Annotated in this window: 23 protein-coding genes; 12 read left to right on the top strand and 11 right to left on the bottom strand. The window is 57.2% G+C overall.

Features of this window, described 5'->3' with window-relative positions:
- Positions 1 to 246: 246 nt before the first annotated feature.
- The 4 genes from BW970_RS16475 to BW970_RS16490 are packed head-to-tail and all read left to right on the top strand — an operon-like array spanning position 247 to position 7,449.
- On the top strand, positions 247 to 1,713 hold the full coding sequence (locus BW970_RS16475; RefSeq protein ID WP_144038981.1) for an ATP-binding protein: 1,467 nt from the start codon (positions 247 to 249) through the stop codon (positions 1,711 to 1,713).
- Positions 1,714 to 4,404 (top strand): Z1 domain-containing protein, encoded by a 2,691-nt coding sequence (locus BW970_RS16480; protein ID WP_076533496.1) that lies wholly within the window; start codon positions 1,714 to 1,716, stop codon positions 4,402 to 4,404.
- Positions 4,394 to 5,377: a PD-(D/E)XK motif protein gene (locus BW970_RS16485; RefSeq protein ID WP_076533497.1), complete on the top strand. Its 984-nt coding sequence runs from the start codon at positions 4,394 to 4,396 to the stop codon at positions 5,375 to 5,377. The genes BW970_RS16480 and BW970_RS16485 overlap by 11 nt, the downstream gene beginning before the upstream one ends.
- Positions 5,374 to 7,449: an AIPR family protein gene (locus BW970_RS16490; protein WP_076533499.1), complete on the top strand. Its 2,076-nt coding sequence runs from the start codon at positions 5,374 to 5,376 to the stop codon at positions 7,447 to 7,449. Before BW970_RS16485 ends, BW970_RS16490 begins: the two co-directional genes overlap by 4 nt.
- 95 nt (positions 7,450 to 7,544) lie before the next feature.
- Here BW970_RS16490 and BW970_RS16495 read toward each other — a convergent pair whose 3' ends face one another.
- Positions 7,545 to 9,140: a DNA cytosine methyltransferase gene (locus BW970_RS16495; RefSeq protein ID WP_076533501.1), complete on the bottom strand. Its 1,596-nt coding sequence runs from the start codon at positions 9,138 to 9,140 to the stop codon at positions 7,545 to 7,547.
- 67 nt (positions 9,141 to 9,207) lie between these two features.
- On the opposite strand from BW970_RS16495, the gene BW970_RS16500 reads away from it, so the two are divergent.
- The 6 genes from BW970_RS16500 (at position 9,208) to BW970_RS16525 (ending at position 13,261) form a co-directional block, all read left to right on the top strand.
- Positions 9,208 to 9,705, top strand: a complete 498-nt coding sequence (locus BW970_RS16500) for a very short patch repair endonuclease (protein WP_076533503.1) — start codon at positions 9,208 to 9,210, stop codon at positions 9,703 to 9,705.
- A 584-nt stretch (positions 9,706 to 10,289) separates the two neighbouring features.
- On the top strand, positions 10,290 to 10,550 hold the full coding sequence (locus tag BW970_RS16505; RefSeq protein WP_076533505.1) for a hypothetical protein: 261 nt from the start codon (positions 10,290 to 10,292) through the stop codon (positions 10,548 to 10,550).
- Between the two features lie 39 nt (positions 10,551 to 10,589).
- Positions 10,590 to 11,078 carry a DUF551 domain-containing protein gene (locus tag BW970_RS16510; protein WP_076533508.1) on the top strand — a complete coding sequence of 163 codons (489 nt, stop codon included), beginning with the start codon at positions 10,590 to 10,592 and terminating at the stop codon, positions 11,076 to 11,078.
- Positions 11,079 to 11,208: 130 nt separating this feature from the next.
- On the top strand, positions 11,209 to 11,547 hold the full coding sequence (locus tag BW970_RS16515) for a hypothetical protein (protein ID WP_144038982.1): 339 nt from the start codon (positions 11,209 to 11,211) through the stop codon (positions 11,545 to 11,547).
- Between the two features lie 215 nt (positions 11,548 to 11,762).
- The gene (locus tag BW970_RS16520) at positions 11,763 to 12,047 is read left to right on the top strand and encodes a hypothetical protein (RefSeq protein WP_076533511.1); all 285 of its coding nucleotides are present in this window, start codon (positions 11,763 to 11,765) and stop codon (positions 12,045 to 12,047) included.
- A gap of 536 nt (positions 12,048 to 12,583) precedes the next feature.
- On the top strand, positions 12,584 to 13,261 hold the full coding sequence (locus BW970_RS16525; protein ID WP_144038983.1) for a hypothetical protein: 678 nt from the start codon (positions 12,584 to 12,586) through the stop codon (positions 13,259 to 13,261).
- Positions 13,262 to 13,501: 240 nt separating this feature from the next.
- On the opposite strand, the gene BW970_RS16530 is transcribed toward BW970_RS16525, so the two are convergent.
- On the bottom strand, positions 13,502 to 14,122 hold the full coding sequence (locus BW970_RS16530; RefSeq protein WP_076533515.1) for an SOS response-associated peptidase: 621 nt from the start codon (positions 14,120 to 14,122) through the stop codon (positions 13,502 to 13,504).
- A gap of 745 nt (positions 14,123 to 14,867) precedes the next feature.
- On the opposite strand from BW970_RS16530, the gene BW970_RS20590 reads away from it, so the two are divergent.
- Positions 14,868 to 15,416, top strand: coding sequence for a hypothetical protein (locus BW970_RS20590; RefSeq protein WP_144038984.1), 549 nt, complete (start codon positions 14,868 to 14,870; stop codon positions 15,414 to 15,416).
- A gap of 575 nt (positions 15,417 to 15,991) precedes the next feature.
- Entirely contained in the window at positions 15,992 to 16,786 is a 795-nt protein-coding gene (locus BW970_RS16535; protein ID WP_144038985.1) for a hypothetical protein, read from the top strand.
- 344 nt (positions 16,787 to 17,130) lie between these two features.
- Here BW970_RS16535 and BW970_RS16540 read toward each other — a convergent pair whose 3' ends face one another.
- The 9 genes from BW970_RS16540 to BW970_RS16570 all read right to left on the bottom strand — a co-directional run bounded on the left by BW970_RS16540 (position 17,131) and on the right by BW970_RS16570 (position 20,511).
- The gene (locus BW970_RS16540) at positions 17,131 to 17,619 is read right to left on the bottom strand and encodes a hypothetical protein (RefSeq protein WP_076533518.1); all 489 of its coding nucleotides are present in this window, start codon (positions 17,617 to 17,619) and stop codon (positions 17,131 to 17,133) included.
- Positions 17,620 to 17,743: 124 nt separating this feature from the next.
- Positions 17,744 to 17,968 carry a hypothetical protein gene (locus BW970_RS16545; RefSeq protein ID WP_076533520.1) on the bottom strand — a complete coding sequence of 75 codons (225 nt, stop codon included), beginning with the start codon at positions 17,966 to 17,968 and terminating at the stop codon, positions 17,744 to 17,746.
- 53 nt (positions 17,969 to 18,021) lie between these two features.
- The gene (locus tag BW970_RS16550; RefSeq protein ID WP_083701342.1) at positions 18,022 to 18,348 is read right to left on the bottom strand and encodes a hypothetical protein; all 327 of its coding nucleotides are present in this window, start codon (positions 18,346 to 18,348) and stop codon (positions 18,022 to 18,024) included.
- Positions 18,349 to 18,506: 158 nt separating this feature from the next.
- The gene (locus tag BW970_RS20595) at positions 18,507 to 18,755 is read right to left on the bottom strand and encodes a hypothetical protein (protein WP_144038986.1); all 249 of its coding nucleotides are present in this window, start codon (positions 18,753 to 18,755) and stop codon (positions 18,507 to 18,509) included.
- Positions 18,691 to 18,987, bottom strand: coding sequence for a hypothetical protein (locus BW970_RS16555; RefSeq protein ID WP_144038987.1), 297 nt, complete (start codon positions 18,985 to 18,987; stop codon positions 18,691 to 18,693). The genes BW970_RS20595 and BW970_RS16555 overlap by 65 nt, the downstream gene beginning before the upstream one ends.
- Positions 18,988 to 18,995: 8 nt before the next feature.
- Entirely contained in the window at positions 18,996 to 19,631 is a 636-nt protein-coding gene (locus BW970_RS16560; RefSeq protein ID WP_200799307.1) for a peptidoglycan recognition protein family protein, read from the bottom strand.
- Positions 19,616 to 19,747, bottom strand: a complete 132-nt coding sequence (locus BW970_RS21255; protein WP_268235106.1) for a hypothetical protein — start codon at positions 19,745 to 19,747, stop codon at positions 19,616 to 19,618. Before BW970_RS21255 ends, BW970_RS16560 begins: the two co-directional genes overlap by 16 nt.
- Complete coding sequence (locus tag BW970_RS16565; protein WP_076533523.1) at positions 19,725 to 20,117, bottom strand: hypothetical protein; 393 nt, start codon at positions 20,115 to 20,117, stop codon at positions 19,725 to 19,727. The genes BW970_RS21255 and BW970_RS16565 overlap by 23 nt, the downstream gene beginning before the upstream one ends.
- Positions 20,110 to 20,511 carry a hypothetical protein gene (locus BW970_RS16570; RefSeq protein WP_076533525.1) on the bottom strand — a complete coding sequence of 134 codons (402 nt, stop codon included), beginning with the start codon at positions 20,509 to 20,511 and terminating at the stop codon, positions 20,110 to 20,112. Before BW970_RS16570 ends, BW970_RS16565 begins: the two co-directional genes overlap by 8 nt.
- Positions 20,512 to 20,565 lie beyond the last annotated feature (54 nt).

Here is a 20,565-nt window from a genome sequence, read left to right on the forward strand (position 1 = left end):
ACCCGTCCACCACTACAAATTGAAGGGTTGGTTGATGGCCTCCCATCAGCAGCGGCAATGACTGCCGGTCAAGGTTTGCGAAGCCGCCGGGCACATCTGCCTCCCATGGCCGTGGCCTAGGGTCGAGGCTCTCGCCCGCCTCAACCCAGTTGAGCAACGTGCTCATCTGGATGAACAGCAGGGGATTGATGATTATGGGCTTATCCGCCACCCTGTAAGCATGATGGCAGGGTTACTGGGGGCCGTGTGAAGTATCAAAATAATCCACCAGACGCCTCTGCGCTGATGACGTCGGCGCGGAGCTTTGGGAACTACGACTTGTCGAGTGCTCTTGCCGATCTCTTGGACAACAGCATAAAGGCAAAAGCACGTAGTATCGAAATTAAATGCATCCGGAAGGATGACGGGCCCGAGGTCAGGATTCTGGATGATGGGTCCGGAATGTCGGCGAACGAGCTACATCGGGCTATGCGACCCGCCAGCACCAATCCCGACGATGAACGGGCTCGCGATGACCTCGGCCGGTTCGGCTGGGGCATGAAGTCGGCATCGCTCTCGCAGTGCCGGCTCCTGACCGTCGTCACCCGACACGATGGAGTTCTGTCTGGCGCATCTTGGGATCTTGATGATCTCGCCGACTGGAAAATGGGAGTCCTCGAGCCAGAGGAAATAAAGGCGTTAGCCGATCAACGGCTGCTTGAGCGCGACGGGACGGAGGTTATCTGGTGCAAGTGTGATCGTCTTTCTGAGTTCGGCCAGGTCGGCGGCAAAGGCTTCAACGACATCGTCGCACACGCAAAGGCGCAGCTGTCTCTCATCTTCCACCGTTATCTGGGCGGCGAGGAAGGTCTTCGGAAGCTCAAGGTCAATTTTAATGGGGACGCGCTAAAACCGGCAGACCCCTTCTTCCGCCACCATGACGCAACGCAGGCCCAGCCAAAGGAAACGCTTACCCTCGATGGTCAGCCCATCGAGGTGCAGGCCTTCATCCTCCCGCACTATTCGAAGATAACTGCGGGCGAGCACGACCGGCTGGGCGCTGAGGAAGGCTTCGTTCGCAATCAAGGGTTCTATGTATATAGACAACACCGACTAATCATACATGGAACATGGTTTCGGCTGGTGAAGCACGGCGAACTGTCGCAACTTGTCCGGATCGCGATTAACATCCCCAACTCGCTCGATGCCATGTGGAAGATCACCTTAGACAAGGCGGACGCACAGCTTCCGTCCGGGCTGAAAAGCCGTTTGAAGGACATCGTAGACGGCCTCAAGAGAAAATCAGGAAAGGTGTTCCAATCCCGCGGCGGTCGAGTCCGGAATGAAGCTGGGAAGACGTCGGTCTGGGCAAAATATGTAAGGAACGGCGAGGTCCGATATTATCTCAATCGCGAGCATCCACTGATCGCCGGAATGCTTGATGAAGATGACAAAGACAGAGCCAAGGCGTTTGCTGCAGCGCTCGGCATCATCGAGGACTGCTTCCCTGTTGTCAGCATTGGCGAAGACTATTCTTCACGCCCGGAAATGATGAATCAGAGCGTAGTGGATCGAAGCACGTTTATCGAAAAGCTCGATGCAGCTCTTCCTTCGCTACTTTTGCATGTGGGGGGCAATATGAAAACACTTCACGAGATCCTCGCGTCTACCGAGCCGTGGTCCAATCACGCCGATATCGTGCTGACACACCTTAAGGAAAAAGGGTGGAACTGAATGTTTGACAGCGAACTTGCGTACTTTCGTTCAATGATCACCCGAGACTATGGTGAGGACATTGCTCAAGGAAACGGCCTACCTGAAGGTGCGATCAGTAAAATCGTCCGGTGCGGCCCCTTCCAGCACCTCGGTGAGCCGGCAATCAATGCAATCATCCGCGAGCTAGAATCGAGCTTCACGGTAACCCAGAAGCGCGGAGCAGTCATTACAAAGGACCATCGGCCTTGGCTAGCGGCAAAGCGGCCGCAGATTGACTTCTATTACTGGAATCGGCTCCGTAAATATTATCTTGAGACGGGAACTCTTCCGTCGCACGTGCTTGCCACGCTTGACTCCGATACAGACGAGATTCTCGACCAGTGCGGTAACCCGAGAGACGAGAATTACGGCGCTGTTCGCGGCATGGTCATGGGCAATGTCCAGTCGGGCAAGACCACTAATTATTCGGCACTGATCTGCAAAGCTGCGGACGCAGGCTACCGAGTCATCATCCTGCTTGCCGGGATTACCAATTCGCTGCGTTCCCAGACGCAGGAACGGCTCGATGAAACCTTCATTGGCAAGGTCTCGATGTTCGGCGCGGTCGCCCAGCAATCGTTGCCGATCCAGAATTACGCAGCGACGCGGCGGATCCCCTCCTACGGCACGACCCGGGTGGCCGATTTTTCGAGTGGCAAGGACGGCATCTATTTCGGCCTGTCCGGTCATCAGGAGCCGATGATCTTCATCACCAAGAAGAACAAAGGCATCCTTGAACGTCTCGCTCTCTGGATCGAGAAGCAGGGGGAGACTGGCGGCTATGACCTGCCGCTTCTGTTAATCGACGACGAAGCCGACAATGCGTCCATAAATACAGCCAGTGATCCTAAGCGCACTACTGCTATCAACGGTGTCATCAGGCAGATCCTGTCACGTTTTCCGCGCTCGTCGTATGTCGGCTATACCGCTACACCGTTCGCCAACATTTTCATCGACCCGGAAACGACGGAAGAGATGGAGACGGACGACCTTTTTCCAGGCAATTTCATCAAGGCGCTCGATCCGCCCACCAACTATGCCGGCTCACGCCGGATCTTCCGGGAAGGCGGTGACCTGCGTGAAGGCATGGTCCGCATCATTGACGATTATCGTCTGCTACTGCCACTCAAGCACAAGAGCGGTGACACTGTTGCCGACATCCCCGACAGTCTGCGCCACGCGATCCGCGTGTTCTGCATCACGCGGGCCATCAGGGTACTCCAAGGCAAGGGCAAAGCTCATTGCTCGATGATGATCAACGTCAGCCGATTCAATGCCATCCAGGACCAGATTCTGGGTCAGGTTTACGAATACCTTGCCGAGATCAAGGACGCGATCGCGGTCCACGCATCGCTGCCGCCCGACGAGATCAGCGATGATGTCATGGACGATCTCGAAGCGAGCTTCACCAAGGAGTTTGATGATAGCGGGCTCGACTGGCATGGGCTGCTTGGGGTTCTCAACGAGGGCGTACAGTCCATAGAGGTCCGCACCGTCAATATGCGGGGCGGCAAGCTCGACTATTCACTACACAAGTTTGACGGCCTTCATGTCATCGCCATCGGCGGATTGGCGCTGTCACGCGGGCTGACACTCGAAGGCCTCACGGTTTCTTATCTCCTGCGCAATGCGACTGCGAGCGACACGCTGATGCAGATGGCGCGCTGGTTCGGCTACCGCACGGGTTATGAGGAATATTGTCGCCTCTATCTGCCTCAGATGTCCTTCGATCATTACGAATTTGTCGACGAGGCAACTGAAGAACTTAGGAGCGAGATCAAGCGCATGCAGGCCGCGCGCCGCACTCCGCGCGACTTCGGTCTCAAAGTCCGGCAAAGCCCGCTCGCCATCCGGGTAACCGCGGCAAACAAGATGCGCACGGCTGAGAAGCTCAAAATCGCACAGGATTATTCCGCGCGTCACATCGAGGGCTTCGCACTCCCCAATGATCCGGTCATCGGTAATAATCAGCGCAATGCAGCCGACAAATTCCTCTCCGCGCTCGGAGACCCTACTGAGAAGGGCAAGGGTTTCATTCGCTGGTCTGCTAGTGGCCGCGACGTGCTCAAACTCCTTCGCGAATTCCGGTTTGTGGATCATCCCGATCTATCGGTAATTTCCGACACATCCCTCTTTGAGGACTATGTTCAGGACCGCGTCACTGACGAACTGGCTGAATGGGATGTGGTGCTTCCCATGCGTCAGTCGGGCGACTCCGTTCAGTTCGCCGGTCAGGACATCAATCTGAGGTCCCGCGACCAAGGAACGGTCCAGCGGGGTACCTATCGTGTGTACGGCAGCAAGAACCGCGTCGCCGACCCGGGGGACGCGCAGATCGGCCTGTCAGACGCACAGAAGGTAGCGGCGGAAGCAGCCTACCAAGCCGAGATTTACAAGAAGGAACGTGCCGCGTGCTCGGTACGCGAGCGGCCGATGATGCTCGTGCATGTTTTCGGTGCAAAACTGCGCGACGACCGGGTCGATTGCGACGACGAGCTCAAGCTAGACACGCCCATCGTCACGCTTTCCTTCTGCATGCCTGAGACCGGGAAACCTGCGAAGGAGAGAACCTACCAGGTGAACGCTGTCTATCGCCAGCAACTCGAACTTTATGTCGCCGAAGAAGACGATGATTCCCAAGCGATGATGGAGGCTCAGGATGCTGAATGAATGGGAAGCGATTATCCCGCCATATGACCCGGGGTCCTACAACGTCCGACTTGCCGACAGCAGCCATCCGCTCGATTTCAGGATTGGCCGTGACTATCGCGGACGTTTTGTCTTCCAACTTGATGCAGAGTGTGCGGAGCCCGGCGCGCTCGACCTGCCGAAGATGTCAGCGATGACCTGCGAAGTCGAGCCTGCAGGTGATGGGCGTTCGAGATTTGTCCTGACCCTCAGCAACGCTGCGGACTTCCGGAATTTCGCCCTTATGTGCAAAAGCCTCATGCTGGCGACTGACAAGTTCACTCCGTCACAGGCTAGAGAAGGGCTGCTGCAAGCCGTCGAGGAAGTTCACCGTTGGCAGGAGATGCTGCGCCGAAGGGCCGACCGCCTGCTGTCAAAAACCGAGAGGATTGGCCTGGTCGGCGAATTGCTGTTTCTGCGAGACGTTCTCAGCGACCGGCTTGGCTGGAATGCCGCCATCCGATGCTGGAACGGCCCCGGCGGTCATGAGCAGGATTTTGTGGTTGCCGGCAGCATTTTTGAGGTGAAGACGCAGGTGGTGACTGCCGATCGCCGGATCCGAATTTCTTCCGAAGACCAGCTTGATCCGGTTCAGGGACGGATCCTGCTCTGCAATCAGGGCATTGCGCCGCTGCCTTCCGTCGACCCGGCGGCTCGGACCCTCAACCTTCTGGTGTCAGAGATCCGTGACGCAATGGCTCAGGCTGGCTCGGGCGCCCCGGAACTACTCGATATTGCTCTTCTGGAGGCGGGCTACGAGGAGCGGCAGGACTATGACGAGGAGAGTTGGGTATTAGTGGACCGCACCTATTATGAGGTGTGCGGAACTTTTCCGCGTATTGAGCGCAGCGATCTACGGCCCGGTGTCGACATGGTCAAGTACAGTATCCGCGTTAGTGACTGTGTTCCCTTTACCGTCAGCGATGATGAAGTGTTCGGGGGAATCATTCAATGAGCGAGTTGCAAGAAGCATTCGAAGAGCTAAGAGAAGATATCCTTTTAGAGGCAGAGGCGCGGGGCGTCTTCCAGCAGGAGGCATTTTTTGAACTCTATGCCGCCGCTGCGTCCGACAATGGCGACACCATTGATCTGGAGTACGCCCACAGTCGTCAGGACGGTGGACGCCGACCATACCAGATAGACGGCCATGGGTTTGATGACGATCGTGGAACGCTTTATCTTGCCGTCTGCGATTACCGGGACGGGACGGACTTGGAACCTCTCCAGAATGATCGTCTAACCTCAGCACTTAAGAGGGTTACCAATTTCTTTGAAAACGCCTGTTCATCGGCATTCATCAACTCCCTTGAGGAAACGAGTCCAGCGTTTTCAGCAGCGTATTCCATCTATTCGGCACGTGACCTCATCAAGAGACTTCGCATTATCCTTTTTTCCAACGCGCGCCTAGCAACCAAAAGGCCGCCGCAGCTGGGCGAAGAGGTCGGCGGACTGCCGGTCGTCTATAGCGTGCTCGACGCCACTCGCTACTTCGACATCCAAAAAAGTTTCAGCAGGCCTGAGCCTATCGAGGTCGATGTTTCAACTATCGCTGGTGGGCCTATCGCCTGCCTGAAGGCATCGACGGAAGCCGAGGAGCATCAATCCTATCTTCTTGCAATTCCGGGATCAGTGCTTGCGGAAGTTTACGGCCTCTACGGAGCGCGACTACTCGAACAGAATGTCCGGACTTATCTTCAGGCGAGGACCAAGGTGAACAAGGGCATTCTGGAAACCATCAAGAAGACGCCGGAGATGTTTTTCGCCTACAACAACGGCCTCACCGCGACTGCATCGGCGGTTGACCTAGAGACACTCGAAGACGGCCAGTTGGGAATTGCGGCCATTCACAACCTCCAGATTGTGAATGGCGGACAGACGACAGCGTCGATCCTGTACGCCAAGGATGTTGGCAAGTCGTCGCTTGAGCGGGTCCACGTGCAGATGAAGCTATCGGTGGTTTCCCCTGCTGTAATTGAGCAGGTCGTGCCGAAGATTTCACGGTTCGCGAACACTCAGAACCGGATCTCGGAGGCCGACTTCTTCTCCAGCCATCCCTTCCATCTGCAAATGGAGCGTTACTCGCGCACTCTCACCGCACCGCCGCAAAACGGAGCGATGACGGGCGACAAGTGGTTTTACGAACGAGCCCGCGGCCAGTACCGTGATGGCACTGCATATGCATCAGCAGCAGGAAAGAAAAAATATCAGCTGGAGTACCCCAAGGAGAAGCTCATCGAGAAGACGGACCTTGCGAAATACATACTAAGTTTTGAACGTAAGCCTTACATCGTCTCACGGGGTGCCCAGAAGGCCTTCGTGGCGTTTGCCGACGAGACTGCGAAAGCTTGGAAGTCCGCTCCCACCCAGTTCAACGAAACCTGGTATCGAAATGCCTGCGCAATGGCGCTGATTTTCCGCTGGACAGACAAACACGTGGCCAGCTCTGACTGGTACAAGGATGACCGGGGATACAAATCTCAGACGGTAGCCTATACACTTTCCTGGATCGCCGAACAGATTGACCAGCAGGGGAAGGTAAATCTGAACTGGGGGCAAGTCTGGAACACACAGTCAGTGCCGGACGAGCTCCAAGACCTGATCGTCTCTCTTGCCCCACAAATAGCGGCCGCCATACGACGGACGCCCGCGAACGTCCGGAACGTAGGAGAATACTGCAAGTTTGAACTGTGTTGGCAGAATATAAAGGCAGCAGAATTCAACGTGCCAGTTCTGCCTGATCATCTGATGCTCGATGCAGATGAGGTGCACCGAGAGAAAAAGGAGGCGAAGTCGACCGCGATGATCGATCACGAGATCGACTTCGATGTGCTCCTTCACACTCTCATTCCCAAGGCCGAGATCATTCGCCGAGTTGCTGAACAACGTAAATTCCTGTCGCCGAAGGCCGACCGAGCCCTTCAGAAGCTTGGGTCAGGTAATTTCAATCTGGCCCGGCCGGACAAGAATTCGATCAAGCTTCTTGTTAAGCGAATGGCGGAGGAAGGAATGCCTGTAGAAGAGATGTAGTGAAACCGGTGCCGCGTTTTTATTACATTACCGGCCCAAGGTCTTCTGCGATGGACCGGCCTCGCTATTGGCCACCAAACTACATCAGCGAGAGCTCAAGGTACCTGCGACGGGGCATGGCGGCGCTCGGCTTTACGTTCTCTTCCGATCGACTGCCCGACCGCCAGCACGCGATGCAGCAGCTGTGCAATCTGCATTGCTAGAAACGGCGGCACGGCGTTTCCGACCTGGACATATTGTTGTGTACGATTTCCCAGAAACAGATAATCATCTGGGAAGGTCTGCAGCCTCGCTGCCTCGCGGACAGTCAGGCTGCGGCACTGCATCGGATCGGGATGGATGAAGTAGTGGCCATCCTTGGAGATATGGCTCGTGACCGTGGTCGAAGCTTGGTCGGCCAGCTGGACCCGAAAACGGTCATTGAAGACGCCGCTGTGCCAGTTGCGGTGTTCTGGACTGAGTGCCAAGGGAAAATCGGCAGCCTTCGGGCTGTAGCCACGGACGGTGCCGAAAACGGCTGCGAACAGGTAGCGGCCGAGATCTGAAGCCATGTGCCCACGCGTCTCGTGCTGGGCAATCGCGCGCATGTTCGGCCGCTCGAGCCAACGCAGCAGTTCATCGTTCGAAGTGCCATAGCCGTCCTGCAACCATGACGCGACCCGAAGGCTCGGTGATTCGTCACTCAGTCCCCTTGAAACGCCAAGGAACGCTTCACGGAGCGCGCTGTCGTCCTTCCCCTTGCAGATGCCAGCGAGCAACTTCGCGGCGTCGGTGACCTCCCTTCGCCATGCAGCCACGTCATCGAGGCCGCGGCTGATGCCGCTGCGCAGGGCGGGCAACGTTCCAATTGCATCGCCGACTGTCCGCGCCATACCCAACACGGCGACCTCGGCATCAGCGGCCTTGCGCGCGAGGTCGGACCGGATCCCGACAATGATCACCCGATGGCGCCGCTGCGGAACTCCGAATGCCTCGGCGCGCACGATGAAGTCCGCAGGCTGTGTCGCCTCTTGCAGGCTGGCCTTGCCATTCTGGATCCGGACGGCGCGCAGTTCGTATTGATGGCCGTGGCCAGTGCCGAGTGAGGACAGGTCCTCCATGAGCATCTCGAAGACAAGGCGGCTCTCGACCGTCGAGGACAGCATACCCTTGACGTTCTCCATCACGAAGGCGGCTGGGCGAAGCCTGTCGAGCACCCGGATGTACTCGCGAAACAGGTAATGCCGCGCATCCTCCTCGGGGACATAGCCGACCTTGCCCTTGGAGCGGGCGCGCCCCACCAGGGAATAGGCCTGACAGGGCGGGCCGCCGATCAGGATTGTGTCGTCGTATTTGTCCTTCAGCTCTACAATCGCACCATCGATGGCGCTTGCCGCATGCTCAGTGCCAAGCTCGAGCGCGCGGGCTTCGTCGATGGCATGCCGCCACGCCTCAGTGTCGACGGCTGACCAGTCCGGTTCGGAGGTAAGTCCTGCGTGGAAATCGATGAACTGCTTGGGCAATGCATCATGACGCGCACGATAGTCGCGCAGGAACGCCCGTAGCGTAAGGGTCCGATGAGCGGATGCTTCCTTTTCGACCGAAATGCCGATCCGGAACGGCGCATGGCCGTCCTCCACGAGGGAAGCGAAGCCCTCGCCAAGTCCGCCGGGACCGGCAAACAGATCGACAATTCCGAAAGTTGAAGGCAAATCAGGCTCCTGACGAGTTTCATTCAGCCGGTGTATACCAGGTTCAGGGACGAAGACCAGGACGGATATGACCGATATCGTGGACCAGCAAACCCGTTCCCGGATGATGTCGGGAATACGGGGAAAGAACACGAAGCCCGAGCTGGCTCTCAGGCGGGCATTGCACGCGCGCGGCTTTCGCTTCCGGCTTCATTCCGGAAAGGTTCACGGGCGGCCGGACCTCGTTCTTCCGAAGCATCGCGCCGTGGTCTTCGTACACGGCTGCTTCTGGCATCGCCACGAGGGCTGTCGCTACACGACCAGCCCATCGACCCGGCCGGAGTTCTGGCAGACAAAGTTCGAGGCAAACATCGCTCGGGACAGCGCCGTGCGTACGACACTTCTGGAAGACGGATGGCGCGTAGCGACGATTTGGGAGTGCGCCCTGCGGAAGCCTACACAGATAAGCGCCACAACCGATCTTCTCGCAGCCTGGCTGCCCATGGCGCCTGTCACCATTGAGATCGGTGAGAGCGACATACTGCATGGCGGGATCATCGCCACCGGTGGGGATCGCGGCGGCTGAACGGTCAACTCGCGCTGCGCCGACCTAGATAATGTTCGATTTCAGTTCCTTTTCGAAGCGCGACCCTGAAATCGAAGTGTTCAGAAGGCAGGAGATTAACTGACGCTATTTCAATGGCTTCTGATAAATTCACCAAAGCGGCGCAGTCATCAGCTCCGGAGAATATCGGCCCTTAGAGACCGCTTTCGTCCCTCGCGGCACACGGACCGGTTAACAGCCTCTCCCGCATAACCCTCGAAAACAACGAGAAAATCCGGCCGCAGCCGGATCGGGAGAACGCTTTCGCGAGGGCAAGTGGCGGACAGTGAGTCCGCCAATGACGCAATCAACAATAATAAAATCAATTACTTAGACCGAAATAGCGTATCAGAATGTGTATCAAATTGCGAATCAAATATTGGCCGCCAAATACCCTGTCGATTCTGCGGCAAAGCCCGGCGAATACTATATGACGATCTGACCTTTCCAGTACCAGGCCTCCGGCTGGCACCCTGCGAATGCATGGGCCTGAATGACGCACAGACCGAGCAGGTGATCGCCGCGTTGCGTGATCGTCCGAGGCATCCTGCTACGGGGATAGGCGAATGATGCATCAGGCCGAGGCTATCCTGAACGCGCATCTGCGCGATCCAAGCAGCACGGTTGCCAGCGTGGGTGTCTGCTACGCGCTGTGCATCGGAGCCCGCCCACAGTTCAGCCCGGCAGAATGGCTCCGCATCCACGACGCCATTCGTGCGCGGTTCAATCCGAAAGACCACGCGGCATGGCTCAAGTTGCGCAACAGGATCAACGGAGCCGGATGGCGACTCGTGGGGGCGGTGATCCAGGGGGACGAAAATGGCTGACCCCCTGAAAACCTGTGCCGACAAATATGGAGACGAAGAATGACCCACCCCGTCAACCCCACCCCCGAGGACATCGCGGCGCTGCTGGAAGAACTGCGCACAATCGGGTGCCATGCGAACGGCGACGCGCGATGCACCTGTGGGATCGGACAGAATGCCGCTGATCTGATCCAATATTTGATGACCGAACGCGACGAGGCCCTTCGTCGCGCTGAACGATCAGAGCGCAACGAGGGGTGCAGAGAGGTGGCGGATATGCCGGGATGGCGCGCCATCGAGAGCGCGCCAGGGGTGAATGACGGGGAGTTCCTGATTGTCGGAATGAATGACAACGGCCCCGGCCACCCGAAAATATGGGATTACGCTGTGGTCTGGCGAGAAGCCGGCGGGTTCGGGATGGGTGTTGATGAAGATGGGGGGAGCGTGCCCCCATTCATTGAGGAAATCACCCACTGGATGGCGTTGCCGACGCCCCCATCAGGCTATAACGCCATCCTCGCAACGCAGGATCCGAAGGTAGAGGAGTGACTGGCAACATCGAAAAGGCGGCCTGGATCATATTCTACGGAATTGCCCTGCACGGATGCTTCTCAAACGTGCAAACCGTCAGGATCAAGGCCGCGCCCTCGCTTGTGCCGATCAAGGTGAGAGTCGTGCCATGAGCAGGCTAGTGAAACCCGGTCCGATGCTGGATCGTTGCTATTGGGCAATGGGGGAGGATGGGTTCTCCATCCTCATTCCCGGCTGCTGGAACCGGGTGCATGATCCCGACGCCGCCTGTACCTGCGGGGAATGGGACGAGGATACAGCACGTGAAACGATCCGCGGGCTGGAACGCCATGTCTATGCTGTTCGCCACGAGAACGAAAAGCTGCGCGCCATCCTGCGCAGGGCTGGCATCCCCGATCCGACGCGGCAGTACGATTGGAAGGCGGAGAACGCCCGGCAGCGCAGGAGGAGGATGCATCTCTCCATCAACGGTGAGGATTGCGGATAGGCGGGTAGGGAGGCGTTGTGGCCTTCACTGCCCTATTGACTACGCTCCGCATGGTGATGATGATTATATGCGAGATATGGACGATGGACGTAGGATCAAAAGGTGGGGGGACGACTTCGAATTCGCGACGTCATGTACCGACTGTCCGGATTAAATTCAGTATAAATTCACGTACCCTAAAAGGTTGGCATCGACAGAGATCGTAGGAGGAATACTTGAAAATATTGTCTATAGGCGCGATTTACCTCATCTCCGTCACCTCCATTTCTGCGGCTAGTTGGCAATTGAAGCAATGTAGTGACTTCGCTCCTGAGATTATTGGTGTTGGTGAGAAGCTTGACGCTATCATTGATCAAGCCATCGATCTCACTTTGTCACAAGGCGTTGACATCAAGTATGTCAACGATATCTCAATGTCGGCTATGATCATTGATGACGAACTTACAAAAATTGTAAATTCAATACACCAGTTGTGTGCTGCTGTCGCAGAAGCCGAATAGTTTTCAATTCGATCTGAAGTTATTGTGGCATGGGAGAGAGGTTTCGAGGGTAATAGACTATCTGACGGCATTGTAGCGCCGGCCGAGAACTGGAAGCACTATGTAGGCGAGCGCGCTAAACGGCTGCCGGAATCCAGCAAACTGAAGAGCCAAAACCCCATCCGGTACCTTAACTGCTGAGCTGCTCTATGGGCGAGGATTACGAGGGGCAGGACATATTCTCGGCCACGCCTTCTGCTGCAAGAGCAGAAGGATTGCTCTCAGAGGGGGGGCTGCCGCCTGATTTGGAGTGCATAACTTGAACATATGACCGCTTGGAAGTACGTTAATAGCCAGAGGCCCGATACCTTAAGCAGAGCGGAGCAAAATTGGCTGACATCGTTCTCGGGCACGCTACATCGTGCATTTATTGTGATAATGTTGAGGATGCGCGCACCAAGGAGCACCTCATTGCCGCCAGCCTAGGCGGTCGTTTTGTAGTTGAGGCAGCGTCGTGCTCGGCTTGTTGCCGATGCACTTCCTTACTAGAGCTCGGTGTGAGCCGTCGCATCTTTCACTTGGCTCGAGCATTTTACAAAATGCCCACTCGGCGCCCCAAGGAGTATCCGAAAACGGTCGCCGTGAATGTCCTCTTCGGTAAATATGGCCCAAAGAGGGAGGTACTGGTACCCCTATCGGACGCGCCAATTGTCATTGTCGCTCCGATTTACAGGACGGACAACAAGAAAGATGCTGAGGGGAGAATCTGGTCTCTCGGCCAGCTTGAAGTGACGCAGATCGACAGAGAGAGATTTCATGGAAGGGTAGACGCGATCCTGAGGCGGTACAAGGCGCACAGCGTCACCATGGAATCTCTTCCATTTAAAGTCAATGGGGACTTCGAGCGAACCATATGGAAAACTGCCTATGGATTCTTCTGGTTAACAGATCGAGATAGCCTAGAGGCGTCTGCGGCAAAGGCGTTCATTTTCGGGACGACTGAATTGTACCAAGTGAGGGGCAATGAAATTTACTATCAGGATATGTTTTCTAGGAAGAGGCAAAAGCTATTGGGACATCGGGCTGCCGCGGCAGTTTACACCATGGAGGAGGAGAACCATTCGCACCTGTACTGTGAGATGAACTTCTTCGAGAAGCTGGGCCTCCCGCTTTACTATTGTCGCATCCTCAATGCGTCCGGCCAGCCATTTGAGCGTGTAAACTTCATCGACTAGCCAGCAAGATTAGCTGATAGTTGTTCCCAACGGCATCGCATACGTTCTTATCATCTTGTCGTCCCGACCCAGCGCAAGTTTTGCCTAAGACCTGGTCCGCTTCCTTCGCATCCGAGTTACTTTTGACCGTCACCTCAGGGCTCCGAAGGGCGATTCCGTGGAAATTGCGTGAATGACTGACTAGAGGATGCTGCGGCGCCACAACTGCAGGGTGGATGAACTTCATTTCTAGGCCGAACTCTACCCATGAAGATCAGGTTCCAGCAGCCCCTCCCCCTCGTCCCCGATCCCGAACCGTCGCACTGGATGATGCCGCACCCGCGCCTCAGCGCCAAGCGACAGATCGTCCGCCCCACCCAGCCAAGCCTCTCGCTCGTTGGTATCAAGGATCACAGGCATCCTGTCGTGGATCGGTTCAACACTGTCATTCGCGGCACGGGTCATGATGGTGCAGGTCAGCAAGTCGCGCCACTGGCTGATCAGGCCGGCGAACCACAGGGTGGCCTCGTTGCCATCTGACTGGAACAAATGCGGCTGCTTGGGCGTCTTGTCGCCCGTCCATTCATAATACCCGCCTGCCGGGATCAGGCACCGACCATTCCGCCATGGGCCGCGAAAACTCGGCTTGTTGGCGGCCTCCTCGATCCGGGCGTTGATCGTGGCCGCCTTCCAGTCCTTCATCTCGCCGCGGTGCCATGCCGGGATCAGCCCCCAGCGCGCCCAGACCAGTTCCCCGTTGAGCAGCACATAGACGTCCTGCGTCGGCTTGACGTTGAACCGGCGCGGGATCGGGTTGATCTTGATCTGCGACATGTCGAATTCTGTGTTGCGCAGGTTCGGGTCCACATAGCGCCCGCACATGATCTGCCCTCCCGATTCCTCATGCACCCTAGCACAGCGGATGTGATTTCCAGAATCGCAGGACGTTCCGCATACGTTCTTTATGGTACTGGAGCGTGGAAGCTGGAAGGTTAGGGTTGCTTGTCGCGGTTGCGGCAAGCGTGTGGTGTTGTGGCTGGACGATATCCCGCTGTGGCTTCATGGTATGGGGTCGATCACCGAAGAGGGGCTTGCCCGGATGCGATGCCAAAACTGCGGCCAGACCCACCCTCGCACTGAGGTCTACTGGGCACAGGGGGCCTTCAAGGCACCAAAGCGATGAGGGAGTTGTCGCGCCGTGGCCATTTTGGATCTCCTATCTTGCTGCCATGCAAGCACCCCAACCGGCAGTATGGCTGGAAGGCACACAGGGTCCGCCTGGTGCTGCGCGGAGGGTGGCGTAGGTTCCGAAGGGCGGCAAGCGGGCGGCGAGTCTGCATCATAGGCTACATCACAAGCAGACGCCCGATCGCGCTGGCCGAACAGTTTGAAGAGTCGTCAAAAGGAGCCAATCAGGGACTTTCAACGACACCGTAATGAACCGCAGTCTTCGCTCGCACGACTGAAAAGCAGATACCAACTGGCAGGACCGCGCTGTGCTTGCCGGAGGGAACTCGATATGGACTTGCAAAGCCCGAAGTACTCTGGTGAGGTAACGTCAATCAATCCTGACGCTGATCAGCAACCATACCTAAAGTAGGTCCTGTAACGTCATTTGGGAGAAATAATGTATTTGATCGTTGTAATTTTGAATGTGGCGGTCTTGATCCTTGCCCTGCTTGGCCTCTCCGCGCGCAGAGGGAGAAGTAAGATATATTTGGCGCAGTTGGACCTAATATCCTATATACTCACATCTGCAACAGTTTTAATGCTTGTTATGGCGACACAAGGACAGATTAACCAAATCTTCATTGATGCGACTGGCAAAGACAAGGACTTATTTTATTCACGCGCTGAGCTTTATCTGTTCTTGGAAGAAGGATGTGGCCGCGAGCCCGAGTGTGCCGCAGTGAAACGTGAAATAGTAGCCATTGCTAACCCTAGGGGTATTTCCAAGTCACCATCGCGGGTTAATTCAGATGTGAGTCGCATTCCTGAACTCGCCGCACGCGTTGCGCATTACAATTCCGCGTTCGATCAGAGGAATGCGCGGGCAAATATTCTATTCTTTAGTCTTGCATTCTGGATTTCATCCGCTGCGCTCTGCGGTGTGGTAATTGGGATATGGCGACGTACTCTTGTGTTAAGAGAGGCTATTGCAGATCAAAAGACTTAAGCGCCAGGTGGCAACAACAAAACAGCATATTCTACGATGCCCGCATAATCACCTTGCCAGCGGATCACAGAGTTCTGATGGCCGGTCGCACTCTGGCCCTGACGGCTCCTCTGCCGGAACTGCTAGCAGTAGCTCCATCTCCATCGCTAGCATGTCGGCCGGGTTCTGCTGCGTGCCCGATGAACGGGGGCTTTGGGGCGCGTGACGAAGAAGCATCTTGACAGTGCGACAGTAGGCTTCGGGCTGCCTATGTCTATGGGCCCAGACCAGTACAAAGTGCGGTTTCCGGGCTTTCGCCACATCTGCGAGAGGCTCCTGTCAGATAGGAATAAGCGGCCATTCACGGCCCTGTCACGAGAACACCGATGCCGCAAAGGCCATTAAGGCTAGCTTGTCGTGCCTAAGTCCTACTGATTACGCTTGTAGGGAGTGAGGGTGAAGCCCTAAGCTCAATTTTAGGGTATGATGTCGTGGGGGCAGAATAGTCCGTTTGCGGCAATAGCAAGAGGTTGTACGGTAGAATTTGGGTTGCATCATGCCTTCAGAAGCAATCCGCAAACTTTGAGGATTTTGACTTGGTAATACTAGAGTGGACTAAACCCGGAATATGGATTGAGGGCATAGACAAAGATGCGGCATGGCGAATCAGCAGGCAAATAGAATGTCTGGAGGGCGCAATCTTAGAGGCAATTGTAACGCTCAATATGTTCGATCAAGTTCAAGCTTCTAGGCAGAATATGGAGCGCGATAGGGGCGAGTTTGAGGCTCGCAGAAAAATATCCCGCGAAGTAGAAGCGGAATTATTTCCCGACGGCATGATGCCAACGGGAATGCCGAATGAGGATTTTGGAGAAGAGTTCGACAAAAGAAGACTTCTTGTGGATGCTAAGGTTCGCCACCAGATGTGGCAGCGCGGATTTTTGCCTCAGAGCCTTCTGAGCAAGCCGCCGTTTATCTTTGCGAAAGCGTTCATTCACGCATTGGATTTGTTTGACAAGTTTCTTGAAGACATAGCGAAGGATCTAGACGCGCCAAATAGCATAAAAGACATTCACAGGAGTTTCCGCGTTTCTCTTCCTGATTTGCGAGGGATTCGCAACTCAATTCAACATTCCGAAGACCGATCCAAGGGTGAACACTATGGAAAGAAGATAAATCTGAAGAGGGTCGATAAGTCCAAAATCGGCATTGAAGGCACTGCTCTCGTAAATATGGCCTTGAATGGGAATAAATTTGGCACGACGATGTCTGATGGCCACTACGGTGCAGTAGACGTGTCAGTGCAAACTATCGACGTCCTGCGCAACACACTACTCGAGGTCTACTCGGCTTTCGAATGGAAAGGTGGGGAAAGGCTCTATCCTAGTTAAGTGGCAGCCTCAAATGGGTTTCTGCCCCCTACCAGAAGCTACCTCATATTTTTAAAGGCCATACGCTCGCATACTCCTGACGTATTCCGGTCATCCGTGCGACCACAGCGAAGTAGGGCTTTGTCCGCAGATTGTGAGTTCACTTGCAGCGAGATCTAGCAGTCGCGGCTAATAGCCGTTCCGAGGGGCCAAACCGCTGAATTTGCTCCCAAAGGTGAAAGGCTGCTTTGGGCCGAGCCCAACCTGCCAAGTTCAGCTTCCCTTTCGTCGCTTAACAGGATGATCTGCTGTCGTAGATTGGCAAGTGGTGTCTTTGGCGTGGCGGCGTCGGGCCCCGAAGGCCTTCAGTTGCGCAGCGTTTGCATGAAACGCTCGTGATCGGCGTCCATCTGGCGCATCCGGTCCTGTCCCCACTGCATCCGGTCCTGCCCCCATTGCTGAATCGCGCCCATACGCTCGCCATGCGTGGCACCCAGCGGGTTCACGCCGGGTGCCATGGGTTGCTGCACCATGCCCTGCACCTGCTGGTAGGTGTTGACCAACTGGCCATAGGCGTTCTGGTAGTAGGCGCAGGCTTGCTGGTTGCCCTGAACCTGGCAGTCGTAGCCAGCATTCAGCATCGCCAGGCCTTCCTGCTGGACGGCCTGATGGGCCTGGCAGGCCTGTGGATTGCCCATCTGGCAGTAGGTGCCATAGACCATGGCGAGTTCGCTCAGCGCCTGAACGACCTGCGGGTCGGCGGTCTGGCGCCAGTGGTCGGCTGACACCTGACCAGAGGTGGTCGCGGAGAGCAAAATCGCAACGAAGGCGGCCCGCGCCGGAAACATGGACATGTTGGGATCCCTTTCCTGAAATCGGCTGACGCAGAAGTTCGCGCCAACAGGCTACGACCGCGCAGATGATTCTGGAAAGCCCGATCTTGGAGGGGGTGGGACGACCGACCGGACCAGCTATCAGCTAGCAACGCCCGCCATTCCGCAGTGCTAGGCTGACCAAGGTTGCGAGCCGCTTTGTCACTTGATCTGCATCTTTCGCGGCGGCTTCGAAGCCTGAAGCCAGTTCCTCGCGGCCTGCCGGGCTGCTGACGATTCCCTCTGCCATCCCGAGGATCATTGCCACGGCCGCGTTCCGCGTATCGACGAGCTCGCGCTCCAGTCGAATAAGTTCTTCTTCCTTCGCCATATCGAACCTCCTGCGGGCAACTTGTGTCCGCAGGAGAGATTCGGCAAGTGGGGTCAGCGGCATCCCTTTCTCTGGCGCTCGCTGTCAATTTCCTGAATGTGTCCTTTCGCAACCGCGATTGCTGCCTCTTTGTCGTTGCCGGACATGCTCGAAAGCGGCAGGCCAAGCAAGAAGACGCCAAGTGCATCGCCGTTTTGCGCGGACTTCTGTTCAGCGCTCAGATTGGTAAGATCGTGGCTGATTTTCAGTCGCTGCTGGGCGAGCTGGGCGCAGCTTTGTCCCCGGTAGATGCCGGAACCAATATCTACGGCTGCGATTTGATCCGGTGATTTTGCGCACGCTGATGCGAGCAATGCGGCAATGATTACAATCTTCTTCACGTTCAACTCCAAGTTGGCAGAGACAAGAGTTCACGCATTCGTGAGTTTGTAAAGATCAAGATTTCACCACGCATGAGAAAGCGGCGACGCGCAGTCCAGAGGCATGTGGATGAGAGGAACGGCTCCGAATCCAGCCGCCGGTGCGAGCCAGCAGCAATCTAGTGGCTACCGACTTGCACCCACCCTGCCAGCCCGGCCTGACGGCTGCCACAGGCGCGCAAGGCTGCTCGGTCGCGGCCCCAGAACACCTCCACCTCCTGATCGGTCAAGCTGCGCTCTGGCAGTGCCACCGGCACGGCACAGGGCAGGATCAGGCTGGGCGGCGGGGCGTGCCGCGGGGCATCAGTAGCGGTTGAGCCGCAGGACGCGACCAGCAGGCAGGCCGCAGCCAGTTGCAGGGTCCGCATGGGCCATGTCCTCCAGTTGTCGTGCAAGCTCTGCCGCCTGTGCCTCGGCCATCAGCCGGTCTGCCTCGATCGCTGCCGCTGCATGGGCAGCCTCCAGGGCCTCGGCCTGCACCCTTGCAAGTGCGGCAAGATGGCGATCCTCCGCAGAGCCTGCCCCGAGGCGCCAGCCCGTGCCGAACGCGCTGACGAGGCAGGCCAACGCGGCCAGGATGAACCAGGGGTTGGGCAGCATCCGCAACATCATGGCCGTCCCAGCCAGTCCGGGACGAAGAAGCCGGGACAGCCCTTCGCCGCATATTCATTGTGCCCGCTGACGCGCGTGATCCGGGTTCGGCCGGAAATGGCTGCGATCTGCTGGCGCAGCGTCACGGCCTGCTCAGGGGTGAAGTGACGTTCGAAGCTGTCCGATGCGGCGGCTTCATGTCCGCCGATCAGGCAGATGCCGATGCTGCCCTGATTGCGCTCGACCACATGCGCCCCGATCTGGGTCTCGGGCCGACCGGGCAGGATCAGACCATCGCGCCCGATGATCCAGTGATAGCCGATGTCGCGCCAACCATTGCCCTGAACATGCCAGCGGCGGATCTCTGCAACCTGTTCCAACAGGGGGCGGCCCGCCATCCAATCGGGCAAGGTTGCCGCGCAATGTACCACGATTTCCTCGACGGGATAGCGTGCTGCACCTTGATAGAGGACAGAGGCCGTTTTCGCGGCCAGGGGCGCCGGTGCAGATTGCCCGTTCTCCCGCCCCCAGGCAGCCACCGCCGACGCGGTACGATTGCCCCAGAGGCCGTCAACCGGACCGGGATCGAACCCCGCAGCAGTCAGGAGCCCCTGCAAGGCCTTGATGGCATCTTTCGTCAGAACGGCAGACACAGTTTCACCCCCAGATAGATTGCGATGACAGCCCCGGCAAAAATCCAGGCCCGCGCTTCCTCGCGCAGGGCGCATTGGATCGGGCTGGATGGCTTACGCTCCACGGTCTTGCCCATCCCCACCTCCCGATGTGTGCTGGCGCCCCCGCGCCTCGATGACGGCAATGACGATCTTTGCGCCGCTGATCCCCATCATCCCTGCGATGAATCCGGCCATGGCCTGGGAGTCGCCACTCTCCGGCGACACGCCGGGCAAGAGCCCGATAGCCGCCAGAACCAGCGGCCAGAGGTAGCTGCCCACCAGAATGCCGGTGAAGACGGACAGGATGCCTTCGCGGATCCGCTTGCGTTCCGAGGCCAGCCAGCGAACGAGGCCGCCAGCCCCGGAAGCTACGACAATGCGGCCGGCCTCGCCGCTCAGCCAGGCGATGGCGCCGGCACCCAGCACCAGAAAGTCGTTCAGGACGGGGAGGAGATGATCAGGCACGGCGCAGCCCCTTTACGACTGCCCCGGCCAGAAACAGCGGCAACACATAGGGCAGTCGGCGCCGAAGGCGTCGCGGGCCGAACATGGGATGGATGTTGCAAATCCAGCCCCGACCACGCACCCACAGCGCGGCATGGGCGGTGCCACGGTCGGTCCTGCCGACCCACAGCGCCATCCGCAGCACGGCGATATTGAGGATCAATCTCCACCAGGACCGCTGGCTGAGGATCCATGCGGCTGTCAGTGCGAAATCATCGCAGTCACCGATCAGCGGCCCATCCTCTGCATCGAGGATGGTCCAGCGATCCGTGGCTTCGGCCTGATAGCGGAACCGCAGACGAAGATCGTCCAGAGGATCGACCCAATCTGCGCGGGGGGGAATATGCGACGGCATTCGGACTCCTGCGTGTCATGCCCGAAGGCACGTCCCGCGCACGTCCTATGCGTC

Origin of the sequence: Gemmobacter megaterium, assembly GCF_900156815.1 — a bacterium.
Classification (GTDB): Bacteria; Pseudomonadota; Alphaproteobacteria; order Rhodobacterales; family Rhodobacteraceae; genus Wagnerdoeblera; species Wagnerdoeblera megaterium.

Coding starts and splice junctions, on each gene's coding strand:
- BW970_RS16510 (WP_076533508.1), top strand. CDS start 10,590: ATGACCCACCCCGTCAACCCCACCCCCGAGGACATCGCGGCGCTGCTG.
- BW970_RS16505 (WP_076533505.1), top strand. CDS start 10,290: ATGATGCATCAGGCCGAGGCTATCCTGAACGCGCATCTGCGCGATCCA.
- BW970_RS16500 (WP_076533503.1), top strand. CDS start 9,208: ATGACCGATATCGTGGACCAGCAAACCCGTTCCCGGATGATGTCGGGA.
- BW970_RS16485 (WP_076533497.1), top strand. CDS start 4,394: ATGCTGAATGAATGGGAAGCGATTATCCCGCCATATGACCCGGGGTCC.
- BW970_RS21255 (WP_268235106.1), bottom strand. CDS start 19,747: ATGGGCAAGACCGTGGAGCGTAAGCCATCCAGCCCGATCCAATGCGCC.
- BW970_RS16515 (WP_144038982.1), top strand. CDS start 11,209: ATGAGCAGGCTAGTGAAACCCGGTCCGATGCTGGATCGTTGCTATTGG.
- BW970_RS16530 (WP_076533515.1), bottom strand. CDS start 14,122: ATGTGCGGGCGCTATGTGGACCCGAACCTGCGCAACACAGAATTCGAC.
- BW970_RS16545 (WP_076533520.1), bottom strand. CDS start 17,968: ATGGCGAAGGAAGAAGAACTTATTCGACTGGAGCGCGAGCTCGTCGAT.
- BW970_RS16540 (WP_076533518.1), bottom strand. CDS start 17,619: ATGTCCATGTTTCCGGCGCGGGCCGCCTTCGTTGCGATTTTGCTCTCC.
- BW970_RS20590 (WP_144038984.1), top strand. CDS start 14,868: ATGTATTTGATCGTTGTAATTTTGAATGTGGCGGTCTTGATCCTTGCC.
- BW970_RS16570 (WP_076533525.1), bottom strand. CDS start 20,511: ATGCCGTCGCATATTCCCCCCCGCGCAGATTGGGTCGATCCTCTGGAC.
- BW970_RS20595 (WP_144038986.1), bottom strand. CDS start 18,755: ATGCGGACCCTGCAACTGGCTGCGGCCTGCCTGCTGGTCGCGTCCTGC.
- BW970_RS16555 (WP_144038987.1), bottom strand. CDS start 18,987: ATGCTGCCCAACCCCTGGTTCATCCTGGCCGCGTTGGCCTGCCTCGTC.
- BW970_RS16490 (WP_076533499.1), top strand. CDS start 5,374: ATGAGCGAGTTGCAAGAAGCATTCGAAGAGCTAAGAGAAGATATCCTT.
- BW970_RS16480 (WP_076533496.1), top strand. CDS start 1,714: ATGTTTGACAGCGAACTTGCGTACTTTCGTTCAATGATCACCCGAGAC.